Origin of the sequence: Bacillus cereus group sp. RP32 (assembly GCF_040459735.1) — a bacterium.
Lineage (GTDB): Bacteria > Bacillota > Bacilli > Bacillales > Bacillaceae_G > Bacillus_A > Bacillus_A wiedmannii.
Window position 1 is genome coordinate 126,940 of sequence record NZ_JARVHO010000001.1, and the last position, 25,867, is coordinate 152,806.

The window sequence follows — 25,867 nt, forward strand, 5'->3', positions numbered from 1 at the left end:
AAGGAGCGAATCGTTCGCTCCTTTTTTAGTGCGTTAAAATGGTGATAGCTGAATTCTCTTTATTAGAAATGATTTTTGCACGTCCACCAATTGGGAAAGTGAAAATCGGGGTTGTATGCCCGAAACTTGCGTTTGCAATGATAGGTATATGTGTAAGTTCAGGCTTTGAAGCAATCATTTCTTGAATGTCTTCTATCGTACATTCTGCACCTTTTTGCATCTTTCCTATAACGATGCCTTTTACATGTTCAAAGTCAGGTTGCTGCATAAGAGAATGTAAATAACGATCAAAAGTGTTAAGGGTAGCTTTTCCAGTTAAACTATCCTCCTCAAGAAATAATATTTTCCCCTGTAAGTTTGGCATATATGGTGTACCTTGTAGTAAATTCAATGTGCTCATATTACCACCGATAATCTCTCCAGTTGCTTCGCCTTCATGAATCGAAATATAACCTTCATTTGTAATGAATTCTCGATTTTCCTGATCTATATACCAAGAATCATCGCTCCAAGTTTCAGATGGCAGGACTTCAATAGACTTATTAGAAGTTAAGCATTGTAAAAAGTAATCAGTCGTATATTCGAGACCTTTCTCCATTCCAAATGAAGAGAAATGGGGTCCTGAATATGTAATAAGTCCTGTTTTTGTGTAAATTGCATTATTTAAAGCGGTAATATCAGAATAGCCACAGAAAAATTTCGAGTTTTCTCGAATTAAATCATAATCGAGATGTTTCAATAAACCATTAGAGTTGTATCCGCCAAGTGTTGTCAAAATGGCTTTTACATTAGGGTCTCTAAATGCTTCATGAAGATCTTGAACACGTGAAGAAATAGAAGAGGAAGCAAATCGATCTATCTCATCAGCATATGTTGAGAATGTAACTTGAAAGTCCATGTCGGTTAATCTTTTTATAGCAAGCTTTCTGTTTTCAGTTGAGACAATACTTAAGCTACAAGACGGTGAAATAACTCTAATTTCATCACCCTTTTTTAATTTTGTCGGTAGCACATAACTCACCTCTTTAAATGAAAGAATATTTAGATTTAAAAAACATTTTATCATATGAAATAAAGTGAAAGTGAATTATTTTTTGAAATGGAGTTTTCCTGATTTTTCAGCAGACAGACAGAGGTTTTTTTTGATATGATAGGAAAAGTGATTTATTATAAGTAGTATTTAATATCTATAACATTTGAAAGGTGTGCAAGACGTGGAGAAACAACTTGCAGGCTTGCCGGTACACGTTCATTTCGTAACAGAAATCCGTGAAGGGGCGAGGAAGGAAACCGTTGCTTTTGAAGCAAATGGTCAATACTATGTAAAAGGTCAAGGTACATATGTAACATTCCAAGAGCCGAACGAACAGGGCGAAGTGAAAACAATTATTAAAATTCAAGATGAACAAGTTCTCATTATGCGTTCAGGTGCTGTTTCAATGCGTCAAACGCATGTGAAAGGTGAATGGACAACTGGTACGTATACGAGTGAACTTGGTACGTTTGCATTGCAAACGAAAACTGATAACGTTCTTTTTAAATGGTCGGATGAAAAGAAAAAAGGACAACTCTTCTTAACGTACGCATTGCTTCTAAGTGAACAAGAAGCTGGCAGATATACAATTACACTTAATTTGAAGGAGGCAAAATAATGAATTCTTTAGAACAAGTAAAAGGATTAATTAAAGAAGAAATTCAAGCTGCTGTATTAAAGGCAGAATTAGCGACAGAAGAACAGATTCCAAACGCTGTATTAGAATCTCCAAAAGATAAAACAAATGGTGACTTCTCTACAAATATGGCAATGCAACTTGCACGCGTTGCGAAAAAAGCACCTCGTATGATTGCAGAAGAATTAGTTGCAAACTTCGATAAAGCAAAAGCTTCTATTGAAAAAATTGAAATCGCAGGACCTGGTTTCATTAACTTCTACATGGATAATAGCTACTTAACAGACTTAATCCCAACAATCGTTAACGCTGGCGAAGCTTACGGTGAAACGAATACTGGTAAAGGTGAAAAAGTACAAATTGAGTTCGTATCTGCGAACCCAACAGGTGACCTTCACTTAGGACATGCACGTGGTGCGGCAGTAGGTGACACTTTATGTAACGTATTAGCAAAAGCAGGATACGATGTATCTCGTGAGTACTACATTAATGACGCTGGTAACCAAATTCATAACTTAGCTCTTTCTGTTGAAGCTCGTTACATGCAAGCTTTAGGCCTAGAGAAAGAAATGCCAGAAGACGGATACCATGGTGCGGACATTATTGGAATCGGTAAGCGTTTAGCTGAAGAGTTTGGCGATCGTTATGCAAAAGCTGATGCTGAAGAAAGCTATGAGTTCTATCGTTCATACGGTTTAAAATATGAGTTAGCAAAACTTCAAAAAGACTTAGAAAGCTTCCGTGTTAAGTTCGATGTATGGTTCTCAGAAACATCATTGTACAAAAACGGAAAAATCGATGCTGCACTTGCAGTATTAAAAGAGCGTGATGAGATCTTTGAAGAAGGCGGTGCAACTTGGTTCCGTTCTATGACTTACGGTGACGACAAAAACCGTGTATTAATTAAAAACGACGGTTCTTACACATACTTAACGCCAGATATCGCTTACCATCGTGATAAATTAGAGCGTGGTTTCGATAAGTTAATCAACATTTGGGGTGCTGACCACCACGGTTACATTTCTCGTATGAAAGCGGCTATTCAAGCACTTGGTTACGATAAAGAAACACTTGAAGTAGAAATCATCCAAATGGTACAACTGTACCAAAATGGTGAAAAAATGAAGATGAGTAAGCGTACAGGTAAAGCAGTTACACTTCGTGAGCTTATGGAAGAAGTAGGCGTGGACGCAATGCGTTACTTCTTCGCAATGCGTAGCGGTGATTCTCATTTAGACTTCGATATGGACTTAGCTGTATCAAAATCTAATGAAAACCCAGTATACTATGCACAGTATGCTCATGCTCGCGTATGCAGTATTCTTCGTCAAGGTGAAGAGTTAGGATTAGCTGTAGGCGGAGACGTGAATTACAAGCTTGTTACTTCGGAGAAAGAAGTAGAGTTACTGAAAAAACTTGGTGAATTCCCAGCTGTAGTTGCGGATGCAGCGCAAAAACGTCTGCCACACCGCATTACAAGCTATGCATTTGAATTAGCAGCAGCATTACACAGCTTCTACAATGCAGAAAAAGTATTAAACCAAGACAACTTAGAATTAAGTAAAGCTCGCTATGAGTTAATGAAAGCAGTACGCACTACACTTCAAAATGCATTAGCAATCGTAGGAGTATCTGCACCAGAAAAAATGTAATAAAGAAAAGCAGAAGCGGCTCGTTCAGAATAGGAGGAAGGCGCGAAGCCACCGAGTATTCTAACCGATTTTTCGTTTTCAGTAAAAGGCAATCACACGATGTTGTGATTGCCTTTTTGTATGGAGATAATAAAAAAATAAAATTTTATCAAACAAAAGGAGAATTTGCGTCGTCTTATATAAATGACAGGAGGTTTAAGATGGAAGAAAAGGTAGAAGAATTAATTGATATATATAAGCAGCAAATATATTCCTTATGCTATAAATTAGCGAAAACGAAAGAAGATGCAGAAGATATTTTTCAAGAGACTTGGATAAAAGTTTTTTCATTTAGGCACCAGCTTTCTTGCGTGGAAAATTATAAAAAATGGATTACTACAATTTGTGTTCGTACGTTTTATGACTTTTATCGTAAGAAGAAAAGGTGGAAAGATCGCGTATTGGATTTGTTTCATAAAGAGGATGGTGGAGAAATCGATTTCGCAGATGAAGTGAATATATCAGAAGAATTTATTCAAAAAGTGGAATCGGAAATGATACGAGAAGTTATACAGCTATTGAATGAAAAATATAAAACCGTGCTCGTACTCTACTATTATGAACAATACTCTTATAAAGAAATGAGCGAAATATTAAATATACCGATTGGTACGTTGAAATACCGCCTTAATTATGCGAAGAAGCAAATGCGGGAACATTTGGAGGGGTTCGTTTATGACGGAAGATAAGTTTAATCAAAAGATAAAAAGTAGCTTGGCGGGAGAGGTAATTCCTAGCGCAGAGCTGTTAAACAAAACAAAAGATGGTGTGCGAAAAGCTCGGAAATTAGAGAAAAGATGGTTTGTTTGTATACATATTACTTGGATTGTCTTATTAACAATTATGGTAGAACAGTTTGTTGTTCATTTAGACAATAAAAAACCTATCATAATAGCACTTGTTATAGTGATGCACTTATACATTCCTATATATATTGTCATACATTCATTTTTAAAGAAGGAGTATAAATTACATGATAGAGTTCGCTAATCCATTTGTAGTATTTGAGATAGCTGGGATTACAATGCTTTTGACTTTTATAGCACTTTTAGTATGTGTAGCATCATGGGTATATACAGATGCAAAAACGCGTGGAATAAGTAAGTGGTGGAGTGTTATAGCGATTGTATTGCCATTTTTTATTGGGGTTTTGTTATATATGATACAAAGAAGTAAAAAGAAAATAGAAGGAGAACATACAATGAAGGCTATGAAAAAACAAAAGATAACATTAGTTGTCATATTTGTAAGTGCGATGTTTGTATTGCTGAGTGGCTTTGCTTTCGTTCAAACGTTAGATGATATGTGGAAAGCCGGTGATATATATTTAGAAAGTGAGAAGCAAGGAGAGACAAGTTATGAAGCAAAATTCTCATCATGGGATATTGCTGGGAAAGATATTGAAATTCAGTACGAGAAAGATACAGAAGTGACATTTTCTTATGAGACAGATGCAAAACGCAGTAATTTATGCTTTAGCTTGTATGAAAGACAAGGGGAAGGGATAAAAGAGTTAAAAGAAATTTGTGAATCGAAAAAAGGTGCTTTTACAGTTACATTAAAAGCGAATGAAAAATATGTGTTTAATATAAGTGGTGTAATGGTGAAAGATGGATATGTGAAAGTGAATTGGGAAGCAAAATAAAGAGCCTTGAGAAAGGCCCTTTATTTTATTGGATAGTATAAGTAACAGAAAAGCTGACAGGACTATAGTAAACGAAAGGTGCATGAAATTGAACGTACATATTTCCATCTATTTTTGCAGTGAAAATTCTGCCGTACCCATCAGAATAACGCCCGATAAGGTTATGATTTGAGTCATAAACACTGTAACTAGGAGTTTTGCTGTTAGGTTGAATAGTTAGTTCCTGTCCTTTTTGAAGGAAAATAGGTTCTTGTTCAGAACTACTTCCAGTTTGCAAAGAATAAAATTTTGTAAAGCTTTGCTCTTGAGTGGCAGCAGCGACTTTTGTTTCAGGAATAAAAGCGGTAGCTCCAGTAATTCCTGCTAAAGTTAACGCACCGGCTAAAATCATTTTTTTCATAGTAGAAAAAGCCTCCTTATTAGTTGTAATCATTTTTGTTACAGTTAATATTGTATAGGATAATGAGCAGGAGGAAATATGCTTTTATGCATATATGTATTTTCTCAATAAAATGTCACCACTTTAAAGTGGGTGATTTTTACTATAACTAATTGTTTTTTCTTTTGGACTGACAAAACAAGACGGATAAAGACTTTATTATATGTTTTTTATTTTAATTAATTTATATTGAGAAATAGAAAAGTAAAACCTGAATTATTTGCATATTTTTAATGAGGATACAGATGTTATTACTTTTAAAAGAAAGGTGGGTTTTTCTGAAAAACATAAATATATAATGCTTTGTAAATTAAGGAGAATTCTATGAGGGTGGTGAATCTTAGCCAGAATATGATATGTAAAATAGGATAATCGGTTAACCTAAAGACGCCTTATAATAATGAAGTGAAAATGGGGAACAACAATTAACTATTGATTTTTGGTAACAATTCTAGAATAATAGACTATGGAAAAAATTTGTTGTTTTTTGGGGGAATTACGAAAAAAGGCATGTCTGTATTATTTATTGATGAAAAGCTAATAGGGAATGTTGTAATTGCTTTAAATCATGTTATTACATTCAAGGTAAGTGTACTTAAATTTATAATCTACCTAACAACTTAGTAGGTAATCCTCAAAACTTCTTATTTATTTAAAGAGTTAGGGATTTGGTGCTAATCAACTTGGTTTTTTAGATTCGATAAAAATAATGAGGCGATATACATCTCTTATTTATGATTTAACATCACTTATACTTATATATTAATACATAAATATATATAAGTATATATAAATATTTTATTATTCGTAAAGAAATTAAAAATTTTTAGCGGATAGATAATATGTAGGTTTATTTTAATTTTTTAGCATAGCTCTAGAATCAGATCCATCAGGAGAAACCCTTTTTCTCGACACCCATTTATATACTCCAAAAATGAAAAGACTGATTCCCGTATTTCTGCAAAATTCATCTGAAATTAGTTGAAAATCAAAAACGTTTTTAGTTACCCCAAAACTTGTTCCACTTTATTCAGATTTGGAGAATATTTCTTTTATCTTCATAGACAAACAATACTTCGTTCGTAATATTTTAACTCGTTCCACATTTATAAGCTTTTTTGCTGGTATGCTGAATGCGACTATGATCCGTAATTTTCGTTATTTTTTCAGAACGATAAGTATGGAAGTTGATAGGATGCATATTTGCTGTGAAGTAGTTAGTCTATGTTTGCCCGCACTAAAGTCTTTTACACACAGAATAATCATTTTATAATCCCTAAGGCACAAAAGAAGAATGGTTGTCATGTATTCCATTATCTGTCACCTATATATATTTATTATTTAAACTTCGTTATCAAAGTTTATCTATGTTTCTATTAAAAATATAGGTCAAAAGTACATAATTGTAGGCATGTTGAAAATGTTAGATAGACTTATAAAAAATCAAGTTTCAAGTTGTTAAGTAGTAGTGAAGGAGGGAAGAAATCATAGTAGCTATTAAAAATACGCAGGTGAAATAGTTGGATAACAGAATTTTCGTCATAACATGTTTGTACCAGAAACTATTTATATTTTAAATTATGAGGAGGCTAACATAAAGTATGTATTTAAAGAGAATAACTTCGATTTTTTCGATTATAATGATTTTTATGTTTACTATAGGTCAGAGTCTTTTGCCTATAGTGGCTAATGCACAAGAATTAAATAACACAGGGATTGTAGATAGCTTTACGTTCGATAAAGAAAAATTAGGTTACTACGAACGAATGGGAATAAAAGTGGAGTTTAGTGAAAAACCTGGAAATAGGATAAAGCCTGGGGACACACTAACGTTAACGTTACCTCCAGAATTACAAGGATTTAGTGACACGATTCAGTTAGATGATTATGGTACTTGTAAAGTAAATGCAGGTACTGTGGTATGTACATTTAATGACAAGGTGGAATCAGAGAAAGATATTCAAGGCCATTTTTATTTTACAGTTCAATCCACTTATGCGGAAATAGATCAAGAGAATAAGGTTGAGACAAATTTAGGTACAAATTTAGATAAGCAATCTGTCACAGTTACTGGTCCAAGCGGTGGCGGTGGTACAGATCCTGGAAAGGGACCTTTTTCCTACAAAGCCGGTGAGATCCGACCAGAAAACACTAATGAAGTGAACTGGTATTTAATTGTAAACTATAACAAAGAAGTCTTAAGTAATAATATTGATTTGACTGATACCTTGCAGGGAGGCCAAACGCTTAATAAGGATAGCTTCTATTTTGATTATGATAACGGTAATCCCGAAGACCGTAAAAATTTATCATTAGAAAAGTTCGTAGCTGAAGGTTATGGAAAGATTCAGTTTAATAGTGACGAAACCTCTTTTAGCGTTGAGATTAATAAGGATAAAGCAAGTGGTAACACAGTTACAATTGGTTATAAAGCTAATATAACTGAAAGCGGAAAGAACCAAAAGGATCTTGAGAATAAGTATACGATTAAATACCAAGTTAAAGATGAGGATTTAATTACTAATTCGGATGGTTCCGTAGTTGAAAATATAATATCTGGTGGCGGCGCTGGAGGTAATAAGACTATATCAGTTTCAGGAACGAAGAAATGGAACGATAACAATGCAACAGATCGTCCAGCAACAATCAAAGTAGACTTACTACAAAGTGGTAAAGTAGTAGACACGAAAGAAGTAACAGCAGAAAAAGATTGGAAGTATGAATTTAAAGAATTAGCGGCATATGATGCCGAAGGTAAGGCATATGAGTATAAAGTGAAAGAACAACCGGTAGCAGGATATGAATCCAAAGTAGAAGGTTATGACATCACAAATACAAAAGTAGTACAAACGACAAACATTTCAGGAACGAAAAAATGGGAAGACTACAACAACAAATTCAACACACGTCCAGGAAGCATCAAAGTTGAATTGCTTCAAGATGATAAAGTGATACAAGACACGACAGTGAAAGCTGATGAAAAAGGAAACTGGAATTTCAGCTTCAAAGATCTACCGAAGTATGATGAAAAAGGAAATGAAATCAAGTACACAGTAAGTGAAGTGAAAGTAGACGGCTACGAGACAAAAGTAGAGGGAACAACAATCACGAACACGTACAAAAATACAGACAAAACAGAAGTAAATGGTAAGAAAGTCTGGGAAGACTACGACAACAAATTCAACACGCGTCCAGGAAGTATCACAGTACAATTGCTTCAAGGTGATAAAGTGATACAAGACACGACAGTGAAAGCTGATGAAAAAGGAAACTGGAATTTCAGCTTTAAAGATCTACCGAAGTATGATGAAAAAGGAAATGAAATCAAGTACACAGTAAGTGAAGTGAAAGTAGACGGCTACGAGACAAAAGTAGACGGAACGACAATCACGAATACTTATAAGAATACGGACAAAACAGAAGTAAGTGGTAAGAAAGTCTGGGAAGACTACGACAACAAATTCAACACACGTCCAGGAAGCATCAAAGTTGAATTGCTTCAAGATGATAAAGTGATACAAGACACGACAGTGAAAGCTGATGAAAAAGGAAACTGGAATTTCAGCTTCAAAGATCTACCGAAGTATGATGAAAAAGGAAATGAAATCAAGTACACAGTAAGTGAAGTGAAAGTAGACGGCTACGAGACAAAAGTAGAGGGAACAACAATCACGAACACGTACAAAAATACAGACAAAACAGAAGTAAATGGTAAGAAAGTCTGGGAAGACTACGACAACAAATTCAACACACGTCCAGGAAGCATCAAAGTTGAATTGCTTCAAGATGATAAAGTGATACAAGACACGACAGTGAAAGCTGATGAAAAAGGAAACTGGAATTTCAGCTTTAAAGATCTACCGAAGTATGATGAAAAAGGAAATGAAATCAAGTACACAGTAAGTGAAGTGAAAGTAGACGGTTACGAGACAAAAGTAGAGGGAACAACAATCACGAACACGTACAAAAATACAGACAAAACAGAAGTAAATGGTAAGAAAGTCTGGGAAGACTACGACAACAAATTCAACACACGTCCAGGAAGCATCAAAGTTGAATTGCTTCAAGATGATAAAGTGATACAAGACACGACAGTGAAAGCTGATGAAAAAGGAAACTGGAATTTCAGCTTTAAAGATCTACCGAAGTATGATGAAAAAGGAAATGAAATCAAGTACACAGTAAGTGAAGTGAAAGTAGACGGCTACGAGACAAAAGTAGAGGGAACAACAATCACGAACACGTACAAAAATACAGACAAAACAGAAGTAAATGGTAAGAAAGTCTGGGAAGACTACGACAACAAATTCAACACGCGTCCAGGAAGTATCACAGTACAATTGCTTCAAGGTGATAAAGTGATACAAGACACGACAGTGAAAGCTGATGAAAAAGGAAACTGGAATTTCAGCTTTAAAGATCTACCGAAGTATGATGAAAAAGGAAATGAAATCAAGTACACAGTAAGTGAAGTGAAAGTAGACGGCTACGAGACAAAAGTAGACGGAACGACAATCACGAATACTTATAAGAATACGGACAAAACAGAAGTAAGTGGTAAGAAAGTCTGGGAAGACTACGACAACAAATTCAACACACGTCCAGGAAGCATCAAAGTTGAATTGCTTCAAGATGATAAAGTGATACAAGACACGACAGTGAAAGCTGATGAAAAAGGAAACTGGAATTTCAGCTTTAAAGATCTACCGAAGTATGATGAAAAAGGAAATGAAATCAAGTACACAGTAAGTGAAGTGAAAGTAGACGGCTACGAGACAAAAGTAGACGGAACGACAATCACGAATACTTATAAGAATACGGACAAAACAGAAGTAAGTGGTAAGAAAGTCTGGGAAGACTACAACAACAAATTTGGTACACGCCCAGAGAGCATCAAGGTTGAATTGCTTCAAGATGATAAAGTGATACAAGACACGACAGTGAAAGCTGATGAAAAAGGAAACTGGAATTTCAGCTTTAAAGATCTACCGAAGTATGATGAAAAAGGAAATGAAATCAAGTACACAGTAAGTGAAGTGAAAGTAGACGGCTACGAGACAAAAGTAGAGGGAACAACAATCACGAACACGTACAAAAATACAGACAAAACAGAAGTAAATGGTAAGAAAGTCTGGGAAGACTACGACAACAAATTCAACACACGTCCAGGAAGCATCAAAGTTGAATTGCTTCAAGATGATAAAGTGATACAAGACACGACAGTGAAAGCTGATGAAAAAGGAAACTGGAATTTCAGCTTTAAAGATCTACCGAAGTATGATGAAAAAGGAAATGAAATCAAGTACACAGTAAGTGAAGTGAAAGTAGACGGCTACGAGACAAAAGTAGACGGAACGACAATCACGAATACTTATAAGAATACGGACAAAACAGAAGTAAGTGGTAAGAAAGTCTGGGAAGACTACAACAACAAATTTGGTACACGCCCAGAGAGCATCAAGGTTGAATTGCTTCAAGATGATAAAGTGATACAAGACACGACAGTGAAAGCTGATGAAAAAGGAAACTGGAATTTCAGCTTTAAAGATCTACCGAAGTATGATGAAAAAGGAAATGAAATCAAGTACACAGTAAGTGAAGTGAAAGTAGACGGCTACGAGACAAAAGTAGAGGGAACAACAATCACGAACATGTACAAAAATACAGACAAAACAGAAGTAAATGGTAAGAAAGTCTGGGAAGACTACGACAACAAATTCAACACACGTCCAGGAAGCATCAAAGTTGAATTGCTTCAAGATGATAAAGTGATACAAGACACGACAGTGAAAGCTGATGAAAAAGGAAACTGGAATTTCAGCTTTAAAGATCTACCGAAGTATGATGAAAAAGGAAATGAAATCAAGTACACAGTAAGTGAAGTGAAAGTAGACGGCTACGAGACAAAAGTAGACGGAACGACAATCACGAATACTTATAAGAATACGGACAAAACAGAAGTAAGTGGTAAGAAAGTCTGGGAAGACTACGACAACAAATTCAACACACGTCCAGGAAGCATCAAAGTTGAATTGCTTCAAGATGATAAAGTGATACAAGACACGACAGTGAAAGCTGATGAAAAAGGAAACTGGAATTTCAGCTTTAAAGATCTACCGAAGTATGATGAAAAAGGAAATGAAATCAAGTACACAGTAAGTGAAGTGAAAGTAGACGGCTACGAGACAAAAGTAGACGGAACGACAATCACGAATACTTATAAGAATACGGACAAAACAGAAGTAAGTGGTAAGAAAGTCTGGGAAGACTACAACAACAAATTTGGTACACGCCCAGAGAGCATCAAGGTTGAATTGCTTCAAGATGATAAAGTGATACAAGACACGACAGTGAAAGCTGATGAAAAAGGAAACTGGAATTTCAGCTTTAAAGATCTACCGAAGTATGATGAAAAAGGAAATGAAATCAAGTACACAGTAAGTGAAGTGAAAGTAGACGGCTACGAGACAAAAGTAGAGGGAACAACAATCACGAACACGTACAAAAATACAGACAAAACAGAAGTAAATGGTAAGAAAGTCTGGGAAGACTACGACAACAAATTCAACACACGTCCAGGAAGCATCAAAGTTGAATTGCTTCAAGATGATAAAGTGATACAAGACACGACAGTGAAAGCTGATGAAAAAGGAAACTGGAATTTCAGCTTTAAAGATCTACCGAAGTATGATGAAAAAGGAAATGAAATCAAGTACACAGTAAGTGAAGTGAAAGTAGACGGCTACGAGACAAAAGTAGACGGAACGACAATCACGAATACTTATAAGAATACGGACAAAACAGAAGTAAGTGGTAAGAAAGTCTGGGAAGACTACAACAACAAATTTGGTACACGCCCAGAGAGCATCAAGGTTGAATTGCTTCAAGATGATAAAGTGATACAAGACACGACAGTGAAAGCTGATGAAAAAGGAAACTGGAATTTCAGCTTTAAAGATCTACCGAAGTATGATGAAAAAGGAAATGAAATCAAGTACACAGTAAGTGAAGTGAAAGTAGACGGCTACGAGACAAAAGTAGAGGGAACAACAATCACGAACACGTACAAAAATACAGACAAAACAGAAGTAAATGGTAAGAAAGTCTGGGAAGACTACGACAACAAATTCAACACACGTCCAGGAAGCATCAAAGTTGAATTGCTTCAAGATGATAAAGTGATACAAGACACGACAGTGAAAGCTGATGAAAAAGGAAACTGGAATTTCAGCTTCAAAGATCTACCGAAGTATGATGGACAAGGAAAAGAAATTCAATACAAAGTAAGTGAAGTGAAAGTAGACGGTTATGAAACAAAAGTAGATGGAACGACAATCACGAATACTTATAAGAATACGGACAAAACAGAAGTAAGTGGTAAGAAAGTCTGGGATGATAACAATGCAATAGATCGTCCACTATCCATCAAAGTAGACTTATTACAAAACGGAAAAGTTATTGACACGAAAGAAGTAAGCATGGCAACAAACTGGAAGTACACGTTCGAAAAGCTCCAAGCATACGATGCAAACGGAGTGGCGTATAAGTATGAAGTGAAAGAACAACCAGTAGCGGGATACAACTCCGAAGTAAATGGTTATAACATCACAAATACAAAAATCAAGGACGAACAACATACAGATCCAAAAGACCCAAGTACAGATCCAAAAGATCCAAGCACAGATCCAAAAGATCCAAGTACAGATCCAAAAGATCCAAGCACAGATCCGAAAGACCCGAGCACAGATCCGAAAGACCCAAGTACAGATCCAAAAGATCCAAGCACAGATCCGAAAGACCCGAGCACAGATCCGAAAGACCCAAGTACAGATCCAAAAGATCCAAGCACAGATCCGAAAGACCCGAGCACAGATCCGAAAGACCCAAGCACAGATCCGAAAGACCCAAGCACAGATCCGAAAGACCCAAGTACAGATCCGAAAGACCCAAGTACAGATCCAAAAGATCCAAGCACAGATAAAAATAGCGATTCACAGGTCCCACCTACTACAGAAAAGGATAAACCAACATTACTTCCTAACACAGGAGGAACATCAACAGAAATGATTTCTATTTTTGGAGGTATGCTATTGTTCCTTTTAGGTGGAAGTCTAATCGCTCGTCGACGAATAAAATAATAAAAGCTTTAGATCATTGATTACACCGTAATCTTAGTAGGACAAATAAAAAAATTACTATTAATATTACTCCCTTCAGGCAAGTATTCAAAAACACTTCATGATAAAGTGAATGGAAGAATGCTACCTGAAGGGTATTTTTATAGAAAAAGAGAAATAGTTTCAAGATAGGCTCTATGAAGGCTATTATCCAATAAAATCAAGCTTAGAATACGGTGCCTCATGTAATTTAGGATTAACGTTTTGTTCCATTCAGTTCTTGTTGAATGCATTGTCACTTTTATAGTTAATTTAGAAATAATATTCCGTAAAGCTGTTTTCTTCTGTAGTCGCAGCCATGTTTATTTCAGGAATAAAAATATTAGTTCCTGAAATAAACATTAAATTTAACGCAACTGTCGGAGTAATTTTTTCATGATAGAAAATCTTATTTGTTAGATGTAAAATTTTTGTTTTACATGCTAATATCATTTAATGGTATAGTTGAATGATTATAGTACAATTTGTATTATAAGAGATAAGTCGTATTAATATACATGCAATTATGCATATATTATAATTTTTAATAGGGTAATATTGTTATGTAATAAAAAACTACCGATTAATCGGTAGTCTGAAATAGTATTAAGCAGCTTTCTGTTCAGTTTGAGCAACAGATTTTTGAAGTGTATTATAAACTCCTGTCCCGATAACTTCTAATGCCATTTTCATACGTTCAGGCGAAATGTTTTCTAACACATTATCTTGAGGCGTATGGTATACCTTCTCAATATGATAGATTAATGGATTCCAACTATCGACACCCATCCAAATAAATAGGGCGGCAGGAATACCAACTTCAGCAAATGGCACGTGATCACTAGAGCCGAATTTCCCTTGCAGTACGAGGTCATTATTTAATTGTTTACCTGCTTGTAAGGCTGCGTCTGTTACAAGGTTTGGAGAACCGTTAGGCGTCATAGCATATAAATTCTTTGCTTTATCGTAATTTGTTGCAACCATGTCTGCGTTAAAGACACCTAAAATTCGATCGCGTTCTTTTTTGGATAGACTATTAACGTAATAATCGGAACCAAGTAAGCCAGTCTCTTCAGAACCAAAAGCAATAAAACGAATTTCTTTATCAGTTTCTACATTTTGAAAAGCACGAGCTAATTCTAATATTAATCCTGTACCAGAAGCATTGTCGTTTGCTCCAGGTGCTCCAACGACACTATCATAGTGCGAACTTACAACGACAGCTTTTTCATTACCTGTACTATTTTTTGGTTTCTTTTTAGCGATGACATTAAGTGATGTTAAGTTAGATTCATATCTCGCTTTTAGAGAAAGAAGAGTGGTCCCTTTTTTAGCGATTTCCTCTTTAAATGCATTTCCTTGTGCATAAGCAAGACCAAAGACAGGGATAGACTGCTTTTTCGTTAGGCGAGGATTGAAGGTTTGTCCATAATTTCCGCGTCCGCCAATTAAACTGTATAAAAGGACACCTTTTGCTCCTTTGCTAACAGCATTTTCAACTTGTTTATTATAGTCTGCAACTGTTGTTCCTCTTTCAAATAGAACAATTTTTCCGTTTACTTCATTTGGGATATCCTCTAATTTTGTTCCACCTTGAACAAAGATAAGAGGAGCTGTAACAGCTTCTGTAGAAATTAGTGCGTTAGGGGCAGCGCCGGCTTGCCAATTACGTTTTGTGGATAATGGTGATTCAATAAATCCAACGTATTGATCCGGTACTTGAAATGGTTGATATTCTACTTCATAGCCCATTGATTTAAGCTGCATACCAACGTAGCGAGAAGCCCATTCTTCTGATTTTGTCCCACCAGGGCGAGGACCAATTGTTTCGGATAAGAAACGGATGTGTTCGATAGCGCGGCTTGCATCAACTTGTTTTGTGATAGGTGAAGTCTGTGCGATTTCTGACGTGGAATCAGCTTTGGCTTGTCCAATTGGAGCTAAGCTAACAGCGAGTGATACAGCAAGCAAAGAGCTTACTATTTTTTGTTTCAAAGATTTTTTCATTTTTTCCTCTCCTATTCTTCTATTCTCTCTGACTGACAAAAGAAGACGGATAACGACTTTATTTTACCGTCATCTTCATTATTTTTCAATATTCTGACATTGAGAAATAAAAAAACGCTATATGCATATTTGCATATTTTTGATGGAGATATGTATGCTATCATTTTAAATGAAGGTTCGCTTTCTGCTTGGAAAGCTCCTACATTGCATGAATCTAGTGTACCCAAACTTTAGGTTATGTAGAGAAAAGAATCCTATAGGATTTCTTTTCTCATGTTTGAATCATGTGATGATAAATATGTTTCCGCATTTCATACTTATTATCAGTGATATATGTAAGGCATCCATATGAAAATACGAGGCTGTTCAAAGGTTTTCCGTACTTTTGGGCAGCCTCACCCCGTTAAAAGGACGATACTCTATGTATCGTCCTTTTTTGGCATAAAAAAACACCTAATCAAATGTTCACTTGATTAGGTGTGAAAAACTATTAATAATATTTTTTTCGTTTTGTAGCTAAAATACTTAACAAACCAGCTAGTAGAAGTACGATGCCTACTGTTTGAGTAGGATCATTTTTGTGACCTGTATTTGGAAGTTCTTTACCCTTATTTCGGTCATCTTGCTGTTTGTTTATTTGTGTGTCAGGGTTTTCTTTTTCTAGTTCTTCAGAAGTTCCTTTACCATGTGTGTCAGGATTTCCTTTTTCTAGTTCTTCGGAAGTTCCTTTACCATGTGTGTCAGGATTTCCTTTTTCTAGTTCTTCGGAAGTTCCTTTACCATGTGTGTCAGGATTTCCTTTTTCTGGTTCTTCAGAAGTTTCTTTCCCTGTTTCCTCTTCTTTATTAGGAGGAGTAATTTGTTTATCATCTCCACCGGATGAAGAATCGATTTTTTTATTTGAAACTGTAATTTGTAGTGGTGCAGCTTGAGCTTTTTCAATTGTAAAGTTTATTGGTGATGCATCTAATTGATAACCTTTAGGAGCCTTCGTTTCAATAAACTGATAGTCTCCCGGACGTAAATCAGAAACAGAAATTTTGCCATCTTTATCAGTAGTTAAATCAGTGCGAACGTCGTGCCCGTTCATATCGACGATTTTAAATACTGCATCTTTAAGGACAGAACCGTCAAAGTCATCCACTTTAGAAAGTTCAACAGCGCCTTTCGTTAAGCTATTCGTAGCGGGAACGGAAGCGATTTTTTCTTGTCCTTTTTTAACTGTGAACTTAATAGGTGTTTCGTTTAAGTCATAGTGATTAGGAGCTTTTGTTTCGATAAACTCATAGTCTCCTGGTGGTAAGTCATCCACAACTAAACGGCCGTTTTTATCGGTAGTTAAATCAGTACGGACATCGTGTCCATCCTTATTAACAATTTTAAATACCGCACCTTCAAGTGTTGTGTTTTCTTCAACATCGTCAACTTTAATTAACTCCACACTACCTTTCGTTAAGCTGTTCGTAGCTGTAACGAAGACATGTTTTGTTTGACTTCTTTCAATTGTGAACTTAATCGGCTCTTCATTTAAGTCATAATGTTTCGGAGCTTTCGTTTCAATAAATTGATAGTCTCCAGGTTGTAAGTCTTTAGCTATGATTTTTCCATCTTTATTGGTAACTAAATTCGTACGAATATCGTTACCGTTCATATCAGTAATTTTAAATACCGCACCTTCCAGTGTCTCTTTCGCATCTAGAGAGTCAACTTTCGTTAATTCCACGCCACCTTTAGTTAAGCCATTTTTAGCAGTAACGGAAACGTGAGCTGGTTGGCTTTTCTCGATAGTGAAAGGAATCGGCTTTTTATTTAAATCATAATCTTTTGGAGCTTTCGTTTCAACGAATTGATAATCTCCTGGACGTAAATTAAAAGCAGAAACTTTCCCGTCTTTATCAGTAGTTAAATCCGTGCGAACAACTTTACCTTTCGCATCAATGATGTTAAATACCGCATCAGAAAGTTTTGTGTCTGGATTTATATCATCCACTTTAATTAACTCTACTGCACCTTCAATTAAGCTGTTAGTAGCAGTGATTTGTAGCTTCTCTGCTTGGCTTTTCTTAATTGTAAATTTAAGCGGTGTACTGTCTAATTTATAGTGTTCAGGAGCTTTCGTTTCAATAAACTGATAGTCCCCTGGACGTAAATCAGGAACAGAGATTTTTCCATCTTTAACAGTAGTTAAGTCAGTACGAACATCATTGTTTTTGTCATCAACAATTTTAAATACTGCGCCTTCAAGAGCTGTACCGTCGATATCATCCACTTTAGAAAGCTCTACCGCACCTTTTGTTAAACTATTTTTAGCAGTAACAGAAATCGGTTCAGCTTGTCCTTTTTCAATTGTGAAAGGAATCGGTTCTTTATTTAAATCGTAATGTTTCGGAGCATTCGTCTCGATGAATTGATAATCACCAGGACGTAAGTTAGAAACGCTAATTTTACCTTGTGAATTTGTAGTAAGCTTCTCGCGAATTACAGTACCCTTCATATCAACAATGTTAAATACTGCGCCTTCAAGAGTAGTACCATCGATGTCGTCCACTTTAGTAAGGTCCACGCCGCCTTTTGTTAAACTATTTTTCATAGTAACAGTAGCGATATCTTTCTGGCTTTTCTCAACTGTAACTACAATTGGCTTTTTGTCTAAATCATAATGTTTCGGAGCCGTTGTTTCGACAAATTGATACGTACCAGGACGTAAGTTTTCAACAATGATTTTTCCTTCACTGTTCGTTTTTAAATCCGTTTTAAGTACTTTCCCGTTTTGATCTAGTAAATTAAACACAGCATCGGCAAGTTTTGTTTGATCGTTTAAATCATCAACTTTAATTAATTCGATACTACCTTGTTTTAAACTATTTTTAGCAGTTAAAGAAATAGTTTTCTTCTGTCCTTTTTCAATAGTGAAATGGATTGGTGTTTCATCTAAAACGTAATGCTTAGGAGCTTCTGTTTCGATGAATTGGTAATCACCAGGACGTAGGTCGTTAATTTCGATCTTCCCTTTACTATTTGTAACAAGGTCTTTATGAATTACAGTACCCTTCATATCAACAATGTTAAATACTGCACCTTCAAGGGTAGTGCCATCGATGTCATCTACTTTAGAAAGTTCCACTGCACCTTTTGTTAGGGCGTTTTTAGCCGTAACATGAAGAGTTTCAGTTTGGCTTTTCTTAATTGTAAATTCGATCGGTTTTTTATTTAAATCGTAATGTTCAGGAGCTATTGTTTCCACGAATTGATACGTACCAGGACGTAGATTTTCAACAGTAATTTTTCCTTCATCATTTGTTTTTAAGCCTTCTTCAACTAGTTCTCCGTCTGCATCTAATAAATTAAATACAGCATTAGCGAGCTTTGTATCAGTATCAATATCGTCAATCTTTGTTAATTCCACGCTACCTTTTTTTAACGTGTTTTTACCTGTAACAGTAATTTTTTTCGTTTGGTTTCGTTCAATTTTAAATGGAATCGGTGTCTCATCTAACACATAATGTTCAGGAGCAGCTGTTTCAATAAACTGATAGTCTCCTGGACGTAAATTAGAAACAGAAATTTCACCATTGTCGTCTGTAACAAGGTTTGTGCGAACTTCTTTACCGTCCATATCAACAATTTTAAATACTGCATCTTTCAGCATTTTACGATCGATGTCATCAATTTTCGTTAATGTGACTGCACCTTTCTTTAAGCTGTTAGTAGCAGTAACGGTAATGTTTTCTTGTTGACTTTTTCCGATAGTGAACGGAATAGGGCTTTTGCTTAAATCATAGTCTTTTCGAGCTTTTACTTCAATAAATTGATAGTCACCCGGGCGTAAATCAGAAGCAGAAACTTTACCCTGTTCATCAGTAGTTAACCCTTTACGAACGACCTTTTTCGTATCATGAGCATCAACAATTATAAATTCTGCACCTTTAAGTGTAACGCCATCAACGTCATCTACTTTAGTTAAAGTAACGCCACCTGTAAGTAAACTGTTTTTTACAATTACAGGGACTGGCAGATCATCCTTGCTACCTTTTTTAATCGTGAACTTAATAGGTGTTTGATCTAATTTATAATGTTCAGGAGCAGCTGTTTCAATAAATTGGTAATCTCCTGGTGCTAAATCAGGAATAACTAGTACTCCATAATCATCTGTTTTTAAATCTTTCGCAATTTCTTTGCCAGTTGCGTCTTGTAATGTGAACACCGCGCCGGCAAGAGCAATACTACTTTCCACATCATCTTCTTTAATAAGTTTAACTTTTCCTTTCGTTAAACTATTTTTAAATGTAAGTGGAAGAAGTTTTTGTTGTCCTTTTTCGATTGTAAATTCAATTGGTTCTACATTTACATCGTAATAAGTTGGGGCCTTTGTTTCGATAAGTTTATAGTTACCAGGACGTAAGTCATCTACAACTAACATTCCTTTACTATTTGTAACAAGTTCCGTACGAACAACTTCATTCGTATCTCTATTAACAATTTTAAATACTGCACCTTCAAGTGTTTCCTTTTCATCCGCGGCATTCACTTTTGTTAATTCAATACCGCCTTTTGTTAAGCTGTTTTTAGCAGTAACAGTAATTGGTGAAGTTCCTTGACTTTCTTTAATTGTGAACTCGATAGGCGTTGTATTTTTATCGTAATACTTTGGTGCTGTTACTTCGATAAATTTATAATCGCCAGGGCGTAAACCAGTAGCGATAGCTTTACCATCCACACCAGTTTTTACATTTTCGCGAATGACTTTCTTTTCATCATTAGCATCAACAATTTTAAATACAGCACCTTCAAGAGTTGTACCATCGATATCATCAACTTTCGTTAATTCAACATCTCCTGGTTTTAAAGCATTTTCAGCTTTCACAAGTAGAGTTTCTTTCTGACTTCTATCGATTGTAAATTCAATAGGTTCTGCTCGTAAAACGTAATGTTCAGGAGCAGATGTTTCAATAAATTTATACGTACCAGGACGTAAATTACTAACTTTAAATTTCCCTTTTTTATCGGTAGTTAAGTTAGTGTGAGGGGGAACTTCATTATTATTAGCATCGACAAGTTTGAATACTGCACCTTCTAGCGGCTTTTTCTCACCAAACTCATCAACTTTTAATAATTCGACTTCGCCTGTTTTTAAACTGTTTGTTGCCGTAACAGTAGCAAAAGACTTTTGGCTTTTATCGATTGTAAACTCAATAGGGTTTGCATTTAACACATAATCCTTAGGAGCTTCTGTTTCAACAAATTTATACGTACCAGGCTCTAAGTCTTTAACAGTTACTTTACCATCTGCGCCAGTTTCTACATTTTCACGAATGACTTTCTTTTCATCATTAGCATCAACAATTTTAAATACAGCACCTGCAAGAGTAGTTTTATTATCGATATCATCAATTTTTGTTAAAGTGACGCCACCTTTAATGAGGTGATTCGTTGCTGTAACAGTAACTGCTTTCTTTTGACTTTTTACAATTGTAAACTCAATTGGTTTTTTATCTATGTCATAGTGTTCAGGTGCTTTTTCTTCAACAAATTGATAGTCTCCAGGACGTAAATCTTTTGCTTCGATTTGTCCTTGATCATTTGTCGTTAATTTTCTATAGCCAGGGATTATTTTGTTATTTCGGTCTCTTACACTGAACTCCACGCCTGCTAAAGTTTTTCCATCTTTATCGACTTTTGTTAAAATGGCCGATCCTGGAATCAAACTGTTTGTTGCAGTTCGGTTTATTACTGTTGTTTGATCTTCCTCGATTTTAACCTCAATCAGTCGATCATCTAATTTATAATGTTCAGGAGCCTTTGTTTCTTTTAAGTAGTACGTTCCTGGTTTTAAATTATCTACAATAATTTGTCCTTTGTCATTTGTTGTTAATTCTTTATGTTCAGGAATGACTTGTTTGTTTTGATCTAGTAAAGAGAAAACAGCATGTTCAAGTTTTTTCCTACTCTTAGCATCAGTCTTTGTAAGTACTACTTTCCCGACAAACTTCTTATTTGTAAGGGTATATTTTGTAATTTCGTCAGAACCTAGCTCAACAAGTATACCTTCTCTTAATTCTTTACTAATTACATAACCTTTAGGTGCTTTCGTTTCTTTAATCATATATTTATCGCGTCGTAAGTTGTTAAACTTAGCGACACCGTCATCACCTGTTGTAATTGGTCGAATAGCGGTTGTACCTGTTTGATCATATAAAGTAAATTCTGCTCCGGCTAATGGCACTGTTTGATCTTTATCATCAACCTTTATAATTTGAAGGCTTCCGCGTCCTTTACTAGCAGAACCACCTCCAGATCCAGAAGATACTTTAACTTCAACGAACTTAACATCTTCCACTTTCGTTAATGTTAAACGATGACCAGTAATCGTCGCTTTATTACTTACCCTTTCATTATGGTCTGCATTAATGAGTGAGCGGTATTCTAAAATATAAGCTTGATCAATGGTATGAAGGAATTCAACTTTAAACTGTTGTTTCCCCGTATCGTTGTCTGTTATTACTTTGAGTTTATAGTCTGTTCCTTCTTTTAATTCATTTGCTGTATCTTTTGTTAAAGTTCCATCTACGGCTACCGTTGTCGGATATAGATGGAATGACTTTTCATCTAGCATTTGATTATCTGTCGGCTCATCTGTTACGACAGCATTTTCAATAGTTGACTGACTGGCATTAATAGAAACACTCCAATCAATATACTTGTCATTTTGTTTCGCTGTTTTCGTAACACCGCTACCACCGTTTGTAATCTCAAACGCACCATGGATAGTAGTAACAGTTTTCGATCCATCTTTTAAATCGGCATAATTATCGTAGCGCTTATTAATTTGTTCACCTGCAAGTGAAGTTTTAAAGCTAATATGGTAAGCCGTTTTAATTTCATTTTTAAAATGAATCGTTAATGTATTGTTATTATCTTTTGTTGGAGTTTCTATCGTATATTCGCTAGATGGAACAGGATCACCTACTTCAAATCCATGTGCACCACCAGTTAATTTCATATGTCGAACTTCAATAGATTCTGGTATTAATTTTTGGTTATCTCTTAATACGTCAACGATAGAAGGGTCCTTAATCGTCATATTATTATAGTTAAAACCTATGTCCCATTTAATTTCTTTCGTTTGGGCATTATAAGAACCGTATTTAAAGCCGTTTCCTTTTGTATAGCCGTCAGGATTGAATGTATCATCGGATGAACTCTTTTTATTGTCACCATTTACATCTTTCCATGATAAATTTGCTGTATTTTTGAACGATTTATTATCCTTCTCTTTGGATAGATTCTCGTAATTAAAGTCTGTTGTGTATGTGATAGTTAAAGTTTTATCCATATTAGACTTGTAAATACCAGCTAGTTTCACTTCGAATCCTTTATCGGTTACATGAAGTGTGTAGTCATGCCCTAATTTAAGTTCATTTGATCCGTCAGTAATCTTGAAACTATTTTCCTGTAACGTTAGACCACCAAAGTCAAACGTATCTTTGATAACAGCATCGTTTAACACGTAGTTGTTATCATTTACAATAATTGTCCATTTTGTTGTTTTCGCATTGTAATCTGTATCGCCTGCATTTTTATTATGTTTCTTTATGATGTTTTGTTGTTGTAATGTAACTTTGTTTGTTTTACTTGAACCACCATCTGCAATAATTTTATTTTCGATTTCGCCATCTGCGATGACATCACCCGCGGCCTTTGATGTGTAAGTAATTACGTAGGCACTATCAATATCAGTAGTAAACTGTAAATCAAATCCCTCAGTCGTTTCTTTTACTGTGAAGTTTGTAGCATCGTCACCAGTGACAATTTGTCCACTATCATTATAAGAAGCGTTTTTTACAACAATAGAACTTTGATCAATTTTATGACCCTTATCTAGAATATCTTTTAAAAGAGCAGCCTCTTTTTTGATTTTTCTTTGGTCACCGTTGTAAGTGATTGTCCATTCAATTGTTTGTGTTTTTGGGTTGTACTTACTAGTTTTCTCTAGATGTGTCCCACGTGAAACAGTTACAGTGGCATTTGCTGATACACTATTTTGATTATCACTAGTTACTTTTGCGTTGTTTTTGAAAGTTGTAACACTTTCATCTGTAATCTTTGTCGCATATTCAATTTCATATGCTTTATTCGTTTCTTTTTTAAAGGCGATATTTAATTTATCAGAGGATGAAGTAAGTTCATATTCTTCCTTAGGAACTTCTGCTCCCCGAGTTGTCTTCCCGTTAATATCTACCTCTAAATAATAAACCTTAATAGAATCTTCATTGAGACTCGCTCCATTTGGAATGTTATCTTGAAAGACTGCATTTGTAAGCTTATCTTTTGTCTTGTTCATTTCTACTTTCCAATTAATTTGATTCGTATTAATTGGTCTATCAGGTACACCTTTTTTATCTATAGATTGTGTTACTTTAGGTTTGAAATCAAGTTCGATAATAACGTCTTTTTCTTTAATAGGGAATGGGATTTGTTTTTCGGTAGTCCCTGCAATTTTTACTTCATTAAACTCCGTACGAATGTTTAAATGTCCAGCTATATCAGGATGATCTTCAACATATTCGTTAAAAGTCATCGTTACTTTGCCATCTGGCGTAACAACGAATGATCCAATCGTATGTCCTTTTCCATCTATTAAATCTTGTGTAATTGTATTGTGGACAATAAAGTATTCTGGGAGTTGGAAAGTAAAGTAATCACCTTCTTTGACGTTCAGCGATTTCAAGACTTCCCATGTAAAATCGATTTGGGTAATAGAATTTGGATTTGGACGATTATCCGTATCATTAAATGGCTTACCGTCTTTATCCGTTAATGTGACACCTGTTAAAATATTTTCTGTAATTTGCTTAGGTGATGGATCTGGATTCTCAACAGGCTGTTCTGTTGTTTTATCACCAGGATTCTCCGTAGGCTGCTCTGCATCACCGTTCTGTTGCTCTACCGCAGGTTGCTGAGCATCGCCATTCTGTTGCTCTACCACAGGTTGCTGAGCATCGCCATTCTGTTGCTCTACCACAGGTTGCTGAGCATCGCCATTCTGTTGCTCTACCGCAGGTTGCTGAGCATCGCCATTCTGTTGCTCTACCGCAGGTTGCTGAGCATCGCCATTCTGTTGCTCTACCACAGGTTGCTGAGCATCGCCATTCTTTTGCTCTACCGCAGGTTGCTGAGCATTGCCGTGCTTTTGCTCTACCGCAGGTTGTTGAGCATTGCCGTTCTTTTGCTCTACCGCAGGTTGCTGAGCATCACTATTCTTTTGCTCTTCCATAGGTTGTTGGGCAGTATCCTTATTCGTAGTAGGGGAAGCTGGGTTATCTACTTGAACAGGAACTGAAATAGACTTAGCTGTTGTGCCTAGAGGGAATGAGAGTTGAACAGATTTTGCACCAGGTTTTAAATCAGGATTGAATACTGTATCAAAATTGATTTTTCCGTTAGCACCTTTGGAATCTTTTACTTGATCATTAAATACTAGTTTCATTTTGTTATCATTTGCTGTAACAAAATATTGACCAATAATTTGTTGATCTGCCATCAGATTTCCTTGTTGATTATTTTTAACTTTTAATGCGTTAGGTATTTGGAACACTGCTGAGTCTGTTTGATGATCTTTTATTGACCAAGCATATTCTAGCTGAATGTTTGATCCTACTTGTATTAAGTTTTTAGGATTTGTTGCTTCGTCAATAATCTGATTCGTTGCATCTTTCATTTCAACAGTGTCAAATAATGAATTGCCTGTTAATGTTTCCGCTTTTACTTGATTGTATGGAAAACTAGCAAGCTGTGAAAATAGTACAAATACAATTAAACATATATTGAAAAGTTTTTTCATTGTGCCTCCTTTATGAATCCTTTTATTGCATAAAAATGCTTTGTGAAGGGATTGTTTGTCATGGATCAATGGGACTGACGTGATGCCTCCTTTACTGCGTATACTCTTTAGGTAAAGTATTCATATTTGATGCTTTGTAACGTAAAACAAAATGTATATTCTAATAATATAGGGAATGAATATACAAATTTCGACAAAAAATGTCGAATGAAATACTGATAAGGAATGATATCAGACCTTTATAGGGTACGACTTGTTACGTGGTTCTTTATAAAATAGGAACATACAAAAAATATGCAGTGAAATGCTTAAACTATTTATATTGATTTATATTCTTGCAATGTGCAAAGAATCGTTATAAAGGTAAGTTTTACGATACATGCTAACCAAAATAATGTATCCTATTGTAAAAAGTTCT

At 35.4% G+C, this 25,867-nt stretch carries 10 protein-coding genes; 6 read left to right on the forward strand and 4 right to left on the reverse strand.

Features of this window, described 5'->3' with window-relative positions:
• Window positions 1–25: 25 nt before the first annotated feature.
• Complete coding sequence (locus QCI46_RS00630) at window positions 26–1,012, reverse strand: S66 family peptidase (protein ID WP_353839377.1); 987 nt, start codon at window positions 1,010–1,012, stop codon at window positions 26–28.
• 202 nt (window positions 1,013–1,214) lie between these two features.
• On the opposite strand from QCI46_RS00630, the gene QCI46_RS00635 reads away from it, so the two are divergent.
• From QCI46_RS00635 to QCI46_RS00655, 5 genes are all read left to right on the forward strand, one after another.
• Entirely contained in the window at window positions 1,215–1,652 is a 438-nt protein-coding gene (locus tag QCI46_RS00635; protein ID WP_000414868.1) for a YwiB family protein, read from the forward strand.
• Window positions 1,652–3,322, forward strand: coding sequence for an arginine--tRNA ligase (gene argS / locus QCI46_RS00640; RefSeq protein ID WP_353839378.1), 1,671 nt, complete (start codon window positions 1,652–1,654; stop codon window positions 3,320–3,322). The genes QCI46_RS00635 and argS overlap by 1 nt, the downstream gene beginning before the upstream one ends.
• Before the next feature lie 200 nt (window positions 3,323–3,522).
• A complete protein-coding gene (locus tag QCI46_RS00645; RefSeq protein ID WP_353839379.1) occupies window positions 3,523–4,050 on the forward strand; it encodes an RNA polymerase sigma factor in 528 nt (175 codons plus the stop codon).
• Entirely contained in the window at window positions 4,037–4,351 is a 315-nt protein-coding gene (locus QCI46_RS00650) for an anti-sigma factor (RefSeq protein ID WP_353839380.1), read from the forward strand. Before QCI46_RS00645 ends, QCI46_RS00650 begins: the two co-directional genes overlap by 14 nt.
• Window positions 4,335–5,006 carry an ABA4-like family protein gene (locus QCI46_RS00655; protein ID WP_353839381.1) on the forward strand — a complete coding sequence of 224 codons (672 nt, stop codon included), beginning with the start codon at window positions 4,335–4,337 and terminating at the stop codon, window positions 5,004–5,006. Before QCI46_RS00650 ends, QCI46_RS00655 begins: the two co-directional genes overlap by 17 nt.
• Before the next feature lie 25 nt (window positions 5,007–5,031).
• On the opposite strand, the gene QCI46_RS00660 is transcribed toward QCI46_RS00655, so the two are convergent.
• On the reverse strand, window positions 5,032–5,406 hold the full coding sequence (locus QCI46_RS00660) for a hypothetical protein (RefSeq protein ID WP_353839382.1): 375 nt from the start codon (window positions 5,404–5,406) through the stop codon (window positions 5,032–5,034).
• 1,640 nt (window positions 5,407–7,046) lie between these two features.
• Here QCI46_RS00660 and QCI46_RS00665 point away from each other — a divergent pair.
• Window positions 7,047–13,583, forward strand: coding sequence for a Cna B-type domain-containing protein (locus QCI46_RS00665; protein ID WP_483299004.1), 6,537 nt, complete (start codon window positions 7,047–7,049; stop codon window positions 13,581–13,583).
• A 624-nt stretch (window positions 13,584–14,207) separates the two neighbouring features.
• Here QCI46_RS00665 and QCI46_RS00670 read toward each other — a convergent pair.
• Window positions 14,208–15,608, reverse strand: coding sequence for a M28 family metallopeptidase (locus tag QCI46_RS00670; RefSeq protein WP_353839383.1), 1,401 nt, complete (start codon window positions 15,606–15,608; stop codon window positions 14,208–14,210).
• Between the two features lie 490 nt (window positions 15,609–16,098).
• Complete coding sequence (locus QCI46_RS00675; RefSeq protein WP_353839384.1) at window positions 16,099–25,449, reverse strand: SpaA isopeptide-forming pilin-related protein; 9,351 nt, start codon at window positions 25,447–25,449, stop codon at window positions 16,099–16,101.
• Window positions 25,450–25,867 lie beyond the last annotated feature (418 nt).